This is a genomic window from Kitasatospora sp. NPDC001225, from assembly GCF_053597855.1.
Genome location: NZ_JBSFJC010000218.1, coordinates 1 through 8,865, shown reverse-complemented (window position 1 = coordinate 8,865; position 8,865 = coordinate 1). Strand labels below are relative to the sequence as shown.

General features: G+C 73.5%; 10 protein-coding genes and 1 pseudogene. 7 read left to right on the top strand and 4 right to left on the bottom strand.

Annotation, left to right across the window (positions count from 1 at the left end; genetic code table 11):
- Positions 1–155 precede the first annotated feature (155 nt).
- Entirely contained in the window at positions 156–512 is a 357-nt protein-coding gene (locus ACWDCZ_RS37440; RefSeq protein WP_049649160.1) for a beta/gamma crystallin domain-containing protein, read from the bottom strand.
- 532 nt (positions 513–1,044) lie between these two features.
- On the opposite strand from ACWDCZ_RS37440, the gene ACWDCZ_RS37435 reads away from it, so the two are divergent.
- The 7 genes from ACWDCZ_RS37435 to ACWDCZ_RS37405 all read left to right on the top strand — a co-directional run bounded on the left by ACWDCZ_RS37435 (position 1,045) and on the right by ACWDCZ_RS37405 (position 6,542).
- Complete coding sequence (locus ACWDCZ_RS37435) at positions 1,045–1,443, top strand: ArsR/SmtB family transcription factor (protein ID WP_117486201.1); 399 nt, start codon at positions 1,045–1,047, stop codon at positions 1,441–1,443.
- Positions 1,440–3,407, top strand: coding sequence for a heavy metal translocating P-type ATPase (locus ACWDCZ_RS37430; RefSeq protein WP_449818255.1), 1,968 nt, complete (start codon positions 1,440–1,442; stop codon positions 3,405–3,407). Before ACWDCZ_RS37435 ends, ACWDCZ_RS37430 begins: the two co-directional genes overlap by 4 nt.
- A 182-nt stretch (positions 3,408–3,589) precedes the next feature.
- On the top strand, positions 3,590–3,781 hold the full coding sequence (locus ACWDCZ_RS37425; protein WP_074005868.1) for a hypothetical protein: 192 nt from the start codon (positions 3,590–3,592) through the stop codon (positions 3,779–3,781).
- A 2-nt stretch (positions 3,782–3,783) separates the two neighbouring features.
- Positions 3,784–4,140, top strand: a complete 357-nt coding sequence (locus ACWDCZ_RS37420; protein ID WP_074005869.1) for an ArsR/SmtB family transcription factor — start codon at positions 3,784–3,786, stop codon at positions 4,138–4,140.
- Positions 4,141–4,220: 80 nt separating this feature from the next.
- Positions 4,221–5,864 carry a SulP family inorganic anion transporter gene (locus tag ACWDCZ_RS37415; RefSeq protein WP_449818256.1) on the top strand — a complete coding sequence of 548 codons (1,644 nt, stop codon included), beginning with the start codon at positions 4,221–4,223 and terminating at the stop codon, positions 5,862–5,864.
- Positions 5,865–5,937: 73 nt separating this feature from the next.
- Positions 5,938–6,069, top strand: coding sequence for a DUF6126 family protein (locus ACWDCZ_RS37410; RefSeq protein WP_220450012.1), 132 nt, complete (start codon positions 5,938–5,940; stop codon positions 6,067–6,069).
- A 128-nt stretch (positions 6,070–6,197) separates the two neighbouring features.
- Positions 6,198–6,542: a GNAT family N-acetyltransferase gene (locus ACWDCZ_RS37405; protein WP_449818254.1), complete on the top strand. Its 345-nt coding sequence runs from the start codon at positions 6,198–6,200 to the stop codon at positions 6,540–6,542.
- 142 nt (positions 6,543–6,684) lie between these two features.
- Here ACWDCZ_RS37405 and ACWDCZ_RS37400 read toward each other — a convergent pair whose 3' ends face one another.
- The 3 genes and pseudogenes from ACWDCZ_RS37400 to ACWDCZ_RS37390 form a co-directional block, all read right to left on the bottom strand.
- Positions 6,685–7,524, bottom strand: coding sequence for a hypothetical protein (locus tag ACWDCZ_RS37400; RefSeq protein ID WP_449818253.1), 840 nt, complete (start codon positions 7,522–7,524; stop codon positions 6,685–6,687).
- On the bottom strand, positions 7,517–8,029 hold the full coding sequence (locus ACWDCZ_RS37395) for a SigE family RNA polymerase sigma factor (protein WP_049649167.1): 513 nt from the start codon (positions 8,027–8,029) through the stop codon (positions 7,517–7,519). The genes ACWDCZ_RS37400 and ACWDCZ_RS37395 overlap by 8 nt, the downstream gene beginning before the upstream one ends.
- Positions 8,030–8,749: 720 nt before the next feature.
- Positions 8,750–8,865: pseudogene (locus ACWDCZ_RS37390) on the bottom strand (ABC transporter substrate-binding protein); the annotation flags it as partial.

Genomic DNA, 8,865 nt, shown 5'->3' with positions numbered 1-8,865 from the left:
GGCGCCGGCCAGCCCCTGGAGGGGGTGGCCGGCGCCGGTGAGCCGGGGTGGAGCGAATTCACGTCACAGAAAATTCGGTGGCGATCGAAGCACTGCGGGAATTCCCGGTGATTCGGCCGGGCGAATTTCTGTTCGGGGTTCGCTCCGCCGGCTCGTCAGAGGATCTGGATGGAGTTGACTCGCGGCGGGCGGTTCGGGAAGGAGATGTCGGTCCAGCGGTTGATCCGCACCGAGTCGCCGTTGGCGTCGGAGTAGACCAGGTCGTTGTTCCCGGTGGAGATCCGGTCGACCCACCACCCGCCGAAGCCGATCGACCCCCCGTTCGCGTAGCAGTCGACGCTGTCACGGCCGTCGAGGTGCGACCAGATCTTCAGGAAGTCGTTGCGGCTCCCGTCGCACTGGACGTGGTCGATGGCGAAGGCGTTGCCGGACGGCACGGCCACGGTGAGCGTGGCGGCCGCGGCGAAGGCCATCGCCATCGAGCTCACGACCTTCTTGGCTTTCGAGATCATGGATTCTCCTCAGTCGGATGAAATGTCGAATCGGAGACCGCTTCGCAACGAGTTTCGGTTGCGTCGTGCTCGATCAGTATCCAGACCGCTTTTGTGACGGTCAATCGAACGAAGCCTGACCTCACGTGTTATCGGTCATTTCCCTCCGTGTTTTCGGCGAGGCGTGGGGTGTGGTGTTCTGGTGGGTCGCGAGTGGTTCCGGGGCCGGGCGGACGGGCCGTCGACCGAGGGTCGCCTAAGTGCTGCGCTGACGTGGGGTGATGGTCGGACCGCCGACCGCGCGCGACGGGTGTCGGGGGACGCCTGGCTGGGAGAGGGGGGTGGGGCTGGCGGGTTCGCGCAGGACGTGTCGTGCGGTGCCGGGGGAGGGCGTGGGCGGCGTCCCCGCGCCCCGATCGACCGCCGTGGCCGCCCGTGGCGACGGCGACGACCTGTCTCTCCGGCGTCCGCTCCCGGATGCAGTCGCGGTCGAACCGGGCCGCGACAGCCCGTCTGGAGCGATGACATCGATATGGACAGCTATCATCGCTCTATGACGATGAATAGCCCGGCGGCCGGGCCCTCGGCCACCACCTCGTGCGGCGCGCCCTCGGCAGCGGTGGCCCTGTTCCGCTCGCTCGGCGACCCGGCCCGCCTCGCGATCCTGCTGCGCCTGGCCCGGGGCGAGGCCAAGGTCGTGGACCTGGTCGGCTGCGTGGGCCTGGCCCAGTCCACGGTCTCGGCGCACCTGGCCTGCCTGCGGGACTGCGGCCTGGTCGACTCCCGCCCCCAGGGCCGGGCCTCCCTGTACTTCCTGGCCCGCCCGGAACTGCTGGACCTGCTGGCCTCGGCCGAGCAGTTGCTCGCCGCGACCGGCGAGGCCGTCGACCTCTGCCCGATCTACGGCACCCCGGCGGCGCCCGCCCCGGACAGCACCGGAGCCGGCCGATGAGCGACGCCTGCGGCTGCGGCGACGACAGGAAGACCGTGGAGGGAGAGGAGGAGCGCGAACCGGAGAAGCTCTGGGAGGTCGGCGAGCTGCGGGCCGCCGCCGTGGCCGGCGTCCTGCTGCTGGCCGGACTTATCACCGACTGGTCCGGCGCGTCCGAGATCGCGGTGACCGCGCTGAACGCACTCGCCCTCGTCGTCGGCGCCTGGACCTTCGTACCCGCCACGCTGCGCCGCCTGGCCAAGGGCAAGGTCGGGGTCGGCACGCTGATGACGATCGCCGCCGTCGGCGGGGTCCTCCTCGGCGAGGTCGGCGAGGCCGCCATGCTGGCCTTCCTCTACTCCGTCAGCGAGGGCCTGGAGGCCTGGTCCCTGGCCCGGACTCGCCGCGGCCTGCGCGCCCTGCTGAACCTGGTGCCCGAACGGGCGACCGTGCTGCGCGACGGCACCGAGCGGACCGTCGCTCCGGCCGAACTGCGCATCGGCGACACGATGGTGGTCAGGCCCGGCGAACGGATCGCCACCGACGGCACCGTCCGCGCCGGCCGCACCGCCCTGGACGTCTCCGCCATCACCGGTGAGTCCGTCCCCGTCGAGGCCGGTCCGGGCAGTGAGGTGTACGCGGGCGCGATCAACGGCACCGGCGTGCTGGAGGTCGAGGTCACCAGCACGGCCGAGGACAACTCGCTGGCCCGGATCGTCCGGATCGTGGAGGCCGAACAGGCCCGCAAGGGCGCCGGCCAGCGCCTCGCCGACCGGATCGCCAAGCCCCTGGTGCCCGGCATCATGGTCGCCGCCGCCCTCATCGCCCTCGTCGGCTCCCTGCTGGGCGATCCGGCCACCTGGATCGAGCGGGCGCTGGTCGTCCTGGTCGCCGCCTCCCCGTGCGCACTCGCCATCTCCGTACCCGTCACCGTGGTCGCCGCCGTCGGCGCGGCCGGCAGGCTCGGCGTCCTGGTCAAGGGCGGAGCCGCCCTCGAAGCCCTCGGCGCCGTACGCGCCGTCGCCCTCGACAAGACCGGCACCCTCACCCGCAACCGGCCCGCGGTCGTCCGCGTCGCCACCCTGGACGGCCACAGCCGCGACACCGTCCTCGCGGTGGCCGCCGCGCTGGAGGCCCGCAGCGAACACCCCCTGGCCGAGGCCGTCCTGGCCGCCGCCCCCGGGGTGCCCGTCGCCACCGACGTCGAGGCGGTCACCGGCGCCGGCCTCAGCGGCCGCCTGGACGGCCGCCCCGTCCGGCTCGGGCGCCCCGGCTGGATCGAGCCCGGCCCGCTGGCCGAAGCCGTCACCGCGATGCAGGACTCCGGCGCCACCGCCGTCCTCGTCGAGGACGACGCGACGGTGATCGGCGCGATCGCCGTACGCGACGAACTGCGCCCCGAGGCCCGCGAGGTCGTCGACCGCCTCCGCGCCCGCGGCCTGACCGTGGTGATGCTGACCGGCGACAACGAGCGCACCGCCCGGGCCCTCGCCGCCGAGGCCGGCATCGACACCGTGCACGCGGACCTGCGCCCCGAGGACAAGGCCCGCATCATCGGCGGGCTCCGCACCCTCCGCCCGACCGCGATGGTCGGCGACGGCGTCAACGACGCCCCCGCCCTGGCCACCGCCGACCTCGGCATCGCGATGGGGGCGATGGGCACCGACGTCGCCATCGAGACCGCCGACGTCGCGCTCATGGGCGAGGACCTGCGCCACCTGCCCCAGGCCCTGGACCACGCCCGCCGCGCACGGCGGATCATGCTCCAGAACGTCGGCCTGTCCCTGGCGGTCATCGTCGGTCTGATGCCGCTCGCCCTCCTCGGCGTCCTCGGCCTCGCCGCCGTCGTCGCGGTCCACGAGCTCGCCGAGATCGTCATCATCGGCAACGGCGTGCGGGCCGGACGCACCAAGCCGCTGCCCCCGGCCCCGACTTCGACCCCGCACCGCGCGAGCGCGCCCGCCCCGGCCGGAGCCGTCGCCTGACCCCTCGCCCGTAGCACGGTCCGCCGGCCCCGGCCGCTCCACGCGCCGTCGGCGGCGGGCCGGGCGGAGATCGATGTGCAGAAGTCGCAACTTGAAGAATTCTTCAAGTGCATAGATGATGCTGCCCTGTACTCGGCAGAGAGGCGGTCGCGCGCGGCAGCGCCGGCGGCGAGGAGGGGCGCATGAGCGACGTATTCGACCAGGAGCTTCGCGAGCAGCTCGACGAGGCCCGCCGGCAGCGGGCCGGCGCCCGGGCGGCAGGTGACGAGGACAGCGCGCAGGCCTACGCCGGACGCGTCACACAGCTGCTGCGGATCGCCGCCCAGCACGGCATCGAGATCGAGCACACCGCCGAGGAACAGGAAGAGGACTGAGCATGGCCGTCCCGCTCTACCAGGCGAAGGCGGAGTTCTTCCGCACGCTCGGCCACCCGGCGCGCATCCGCGTGCTGGAACTGCTCCAGGACGGTCCGCGTCCGGTGCGCGAGCTGCTCGCCTCGATCGAGATCGAGCCGTCCAGCCTCTCCCAGCAGCTCTCCGTCCTGCGCCGCAGCAACCTGGTCACGGCCACCCGCGAGGGCAACACCGTGGTCTACGCACTGAGCACGCCGGACGTCGCGGAGCTGCTGCGGGCCGCGCGCCGCATCCTCACCGAGATGATCGCCGATCAGGGGACGCTGCTCGCCGAGCTGCGTTCGGCCGGGCTTCCGGACGCGGCGGAGCAGACGGCGTGAGCGCCACACGGGCCACCCCCGTGGGCCGGGCCGCCGGGCGGGTCCGGGCCGTGCTGCCGAACCGCGCGGCCCTCGCCGCCATGGGGCGCTCGCCGCGCAAGGACCTGGTGGCCGGTCTGACGGTGGCGATCGTCGCGCTGCCGCTCGCGCTGGGCTTCGGCGTCGCCTCCGGCGCGGGGGCCGAGGCCGGGCTGGCCACCGCCGTGGTCGCCGGGGCGCTGGCCGCGGTGTTAGGCGGCTCCAACCTCCAGGTCAGCGGACCGACGGGCGCCATGACCGTGGTCCTGGTGCCGATCGTGCACCGGTACGGCACCTCCGGCGTCCTCACCGTCGGCCTGATCGCCGGCCTGCTGCTGGTCGCCCTCGCCCTCGGCGGGGCCGGCCGTTTCATGGCCTACGTCCCCGCGCCGGTCGTCGAGGGCTTCACCCTCGGCATCGCCGGCGTGATCGGACTCCAGCAGGTGCCCGCCGCCCTCGGCGTCACCAAGGGCGACGCCGAGAACGTCGTGGCCGTCGCCGGACAGGCCCTCGCCGACTTCGCCCGCCACCCGCACCCGGCCGCGCCCGCCGTGGCGCTCGCCGTCGCCGCGGTGATGCTCGTCGGCGCACGGCTGCGCCCCGGCATCCCGTTCTCGCTGCTCGCCGTCGCCGCCGCGACCGCGGTGGCCGACCTCGCCCACCTGGACGTGGCGACCATCGGCCACCTCCCGGCCGGTCTGCCGCCGCCGTCGCTGGGCTTCCTCGACCCCGGCGCGGTGCCGCACCTGCTCACCGCCGCCCTCGCGGTCGCCGCGCTGGCGGCGCTGGAGTCGCTGATGTCGGCGACCGCCGCGGACGCGATGAGTGCTTCCGAACGGCACGACAGCGACCGGGAGTTGTTCGGCCAAGGAGTGGCCAACCTGGTCGCCCCGCTGTTCGGTGGCGTCGCCGCCACCGGCGCGATCGCCCGTACCGCCGTCAACGTCCGCTCCGGCGCCGTCTCCCGGCTGGCCGCCCTGGTGCACGCCGCCGTGCTCGCGGTGGTCGTCTTCGCCGCGGCTCCGCTCGTCGAGGGCATCCCGCTGGCCGCGCTCGCGGGTGTCCTGATCGCCACCGCGGTCCGGATGGTCGAGGTGGCCTCACTGCGGGCGCTGGCCCGCAGCGGACGCGGCGAGGCCGCCGTTCTGGCGCTGACCGCCGCCGCGACCCTGGCCTTCGACCTGGTCACGGCCGTCGTCGTCGGCCTGGCCGTCGCCGGGATCCTGGCCCTGCGCCAGGTCGCGCGGTCCGCGCGGCTCCAGCAGGTGCCGCTGCACGACGGCCTGGCCCCGGCCGACCACCACGAGGAGGAGCGGGCGCTGCTCGCCGAGCACATCGTCGCCTACCGGATAGACGGGCCGGTGTTCTTCGCGGCCGCACACCGCTTCCTGCTCCAACTCGCCGAGACCACCGACGTCAAGGCCGTCATCCTGCGCCTGTCCCACGTCACCGCGATCGACTCCACGGGCGCCCTGGCGCTGGGCGACGCGATCGGCAAGCTGGAACGGCGCGGCATCCTCGTCCTGGCCGCGGGGGTGCCGGACGGCCACCGGCGGACCCTGGACGCCCTCGGCGTCCTGGACACCCTCCAGCGGCAGGGGCGGGTCTTCGCCCGGACACCGGACGCCATCGCCCGTGCCCGCACCGAGCTGCGGACCACCGGAGTCCTGGCGGACGCCACGGCACGAAAGGGAACGGACCGATGACCGCCCGGCGTCCGCACATCCGCCCGAGGCCCCGCCACGACCGCCCCACGACCCGACCCCAGGAGCACCGACCATGAGCAGCGCCACCGGTGACGAGAAGAAGCGGCGCAAGGCCATGCTCATCCGCGCCGGGATCTACATCCTCGGCACCCACCTGTTCGCCGGCTTCGTCATCCTGCTCTTCGCCCTCGGCAACCGCCACTGACCCCCCGTCCGGTCGCCGACCCCCGAACTGCTGCCACAACGGGCGGGGTTCGCGCTGCTGACGGTTGGTCGCAACGCCTGGACGGGAACTGGAGTGCTCCAGCGCCGGCAGTGTGGCAGGCTGGCCCGATGTCTACGACCCTCCGCTCCATGGACGCCCGACTCCTGCCCGCCTGGCTCGATCGCAGCCGGGCCGAGTACGCCAAGGACCTCGTCGCTGCGGGGCAGACGCCCGAGGACGCCGGCCGGCACGCGGCCGACAGCATGGCCCGCTACTTCCCCTCCGGTGCACCGAGCCCCGGGCACGTGGTCTTCGACGTGGTCGATGCCGCCGGGGCCACCGTCGGCCACCTCTGGATCGGACCGGACACGAGCGAGGACGCCGGCTCCTGGTGGGTCTGGGACATCGCGATCGACGCCGACAAGCGCGGGCTGGGCCTCGGGCGAAGGGCCATGCTCCTCGGCGAGGAGTAGGCCCGGGCGCAGGGCGCCCATACCCTCGGGCTCAGCGTCTTCGGGTTCAACACGGGCGCGCGCGGCCTCTACGAGTCGCTCGGCTACGAGACGACCTCGGTCAAGATGCTCAAGCGGCTCGGCTGAGGTCCTGGGGCATCGCCTACGGGTGGGTGTTCTTGACCGTGGGCTGCGTCTTCTGGTTGTAGATCTCCTTGCCGTCCGCGTTGTAGGCGTGGACGTAGGGGGTCGGGGGGAAGTTCGCGTCGGCGCCGGTGGAGACGGCCGCGGTGTAGACGAAGGCGCCGCCCGCCATGACGGTCGGGTACTGCGTCGCGTCGTCGCCGTAGCTGATGGTGACCTTGGCGACGTCGGCGGTGTAGTGCCCGGCGCCCAGTGAGAGGACCTGCCCGGCACCGGTCGGGGCGTTGAAGCTGTCGAAGAACTCGACCAGGTGGCCGGCGCCCCACAGACGGTCGTTGATGAACGTCGGGGGGAGGGAGATGCTGTGCCCGGTCCGGTCCTTCGACTCGCACTGCGCGTACTGGCCGGCGGAGTCGACAGCGATGACCACGCCGTCGGTGTCCGAGGAGGCGGCGGGAGCGCGGACCGCGATCACCGCCTGGTACTGCGACGCCTCGGAGCCCAGGCAGGAGCCCAGGATCCCGGCGACGGCTCCGGCCTCGATCGGGGTCGTCGTCGTGCTGGTGACGGTGAACGCCGCCGGGGGGTGGGGGGAGGCCGGCACGGAGGGGGTGCCTATGGCGGCCGGCCCCTGCTGTGGTGCCGGTGGGTGTTGTGGCCCCGGCGGGTTCAGCACGGACGGGAGGGCCAGGCACAGGGCCGCCGCGGCGCAGGCCGCGGTCGCGCCGAGGGCGTGTCGGCGGTGGCGGCGCCGGTCGGCGCGTCTGCGGATCTCCGCAGCGGGCAGGGTCGGTGCCGGCATCTGCGTGCCGAGCAGCCGCAGCCGGTCGTCGAGGCTGTCGTGGACGGGGTCAGACACGGAGCTTTCCTTCCTCGCTGGTCGGGGTCCGGTCGGAGAGTCTGGCCGCGAGCGCGGTCCGGCCGCGGGCGAGGCGGCTCTTGACGGTGCTGATGCCGGCGCCGGTCTCGGCCGAGACCTGCTCGATGGAGAGGTCGCACATGTGGTGCAGGACCAGGGCGATCCGCTGTGCTTCGGGTAGGTCGCGGAGCGCGGTGACCAGCATCAGGTGCTCCTCGGTGGGCGGCTCGACGGTGGACGGTTCGTGGCGGTGGTGGTGTCCGGCCAGGTGCAGGCCCCGGGCGAGGCGCCGCCAGCGGGAGTGGGCCAGCCGCCGGGCCGTGGTCCGGATCCATGCCTCCGGGGCGTTGCCGGGGTCGAAGGTGCGCCTGCGGTCCCAGGCGCGGATGAAGGCCTCCTGGACCACGTCCTGGGCTTCGGACCAGTTGCCGGTTATCGCGTAGAGCTGCCCGGTGAGGCGGGAGAAGGACGCCGCGTAGAACGCGTCGAACTCCTGTGGCGTCATCAAGGGCCTCTCCTCCGGGGCTGTCCGTCAGCTCGCGGCACGGGCGGTGCGCGAGGGAGCACTCCTCGGCCACGGCGGGTCAGCCGTGCGTCCTGGGTGGAGCCTCCCGCCCTGTACGCACGAGCGCCGTCCCAGGGTTACATCGACGGCCTATGACCTGGATCACACGCGCGGGGTGCGACCGGTCGGGCATCGGGAGGCGTACAGGGGCGCGGGCATCAACCGGACGCCCGCAGGAAGGGACACGGATTCATGCGTATCCGCCCGATCATGATCATCACCGCCACCGCCGCGGCCATCGCGACCGCGGGGGGAATGGCCACCGCCGCGACCGGCACCCCCACGGCCACCCCCACGGCCCAGAGCAAGCCCGCCGCCGCGCCGGCCGCCCCTGCCGCGCCGGCCGCCCCGGCCTCCGGCGGCGGCTCGGCCGCGACCGGAGCGACTGCCACCCCGGCGGCCTCCACCGTCACCAGCACGACGACGACCCCGATCGACGCCGGGACCGTCGCCGGGATCCTGGCCTCCTGCCTGGGTTCCGAGGCTTCGCAGTACCAGGCGGTGATCGGGGTCCGCGCTCCCGTCGCCTCGTCGGACACCGACGGCGTGGTCGTCGCCGTCGACTCCGCCGGCCAGTACGTGCAGTGCGAGTCGAAGGGCGACAAGGGCACCAGCATGTCCTCGCCCGCGACGTTCATCAACAACCGACCGGCAACCGCCGTCCGGGCCGGGCGGCAGGTCGGCGAGCGCGGCCGCGTAGACGCCGCCGAAGGCGGAGCCGGACTTGGTCGGGTTGCCGTTGAGGGCGACCTGGCCCTTGTACTCCGGCTTGAGCA

Excerpts from the sequence above, each read along its gene's own strand:
- ACWDCZ_RS37440 (WP_049649160.1), bottom strand. The coding sequence starts at position 512 with ATGATCTCGAAAGCCAAGAAGGTCGTGAGCTCGATGGCGATGGCCTTC.
- ACWDCZ_RS37435 (WP_117486201.1), top strand. The coding sequence starts at position 1,045 with ATGACGATGAATAGCCCGGCGGCCGGGCCCTCGGCCACCACCTCGTGC.
- ACWDCZ_RS37430 (WP_449818255.1), top strand. The coding sequence starts at position 1,440 with ATGAGCGACGCCTGCGGCTGCGGCGACGACAGGAAGACCGTGGAGGGA.
- ACWDCZ_RS37425 (WP_074005868.1), top strand. The coding sequence starts at position 3,590 with ATGAGCGACGTATTCGACCAGGAGCTTCGCGAGCAGCTCGACGAGGCC.
- ACWDCZ_RS37420 (WP_074005869.1), top strand. The coding sequence starts at position 3,784 with ATGGCCGTCCCGCTCTACCAGGCGAAGGCGGAGTTCTTCCGCACGCTC.
- ACWDCZ_RS37415 (WP_449818256.1), top strand. The coding sequence starts at position 4,221 with ATGGGGCGCTCGCCGCGCAAGGACCTGGTGGCCGGTCTGACGGTGGCG.
- ACWDCZ_RS37410 (WP_220450012.1), top strand. The coding sequence starts at position 5,938 with ATGAGCAGCGCCACCGGTGACGAGAAGAAGCGGCGCAAGGCCATGCTC.
- ACWDCZ_RS37405 (WP_449818254.1), top strand. The coding sequence starts at position 6,198 with ATGTCTACGACCCTCCGCTCCATGGACGCCCGACTCCTGCCCGCCTGG.
- ACWDCZ_RS37395 (WP_049649167.1), bottom strand. The coding sequence starts at position 8,029 with ATGACGCCACAGGAGTTCGACGCGTTCTACGCGGCGTCCTTCTCCCGC.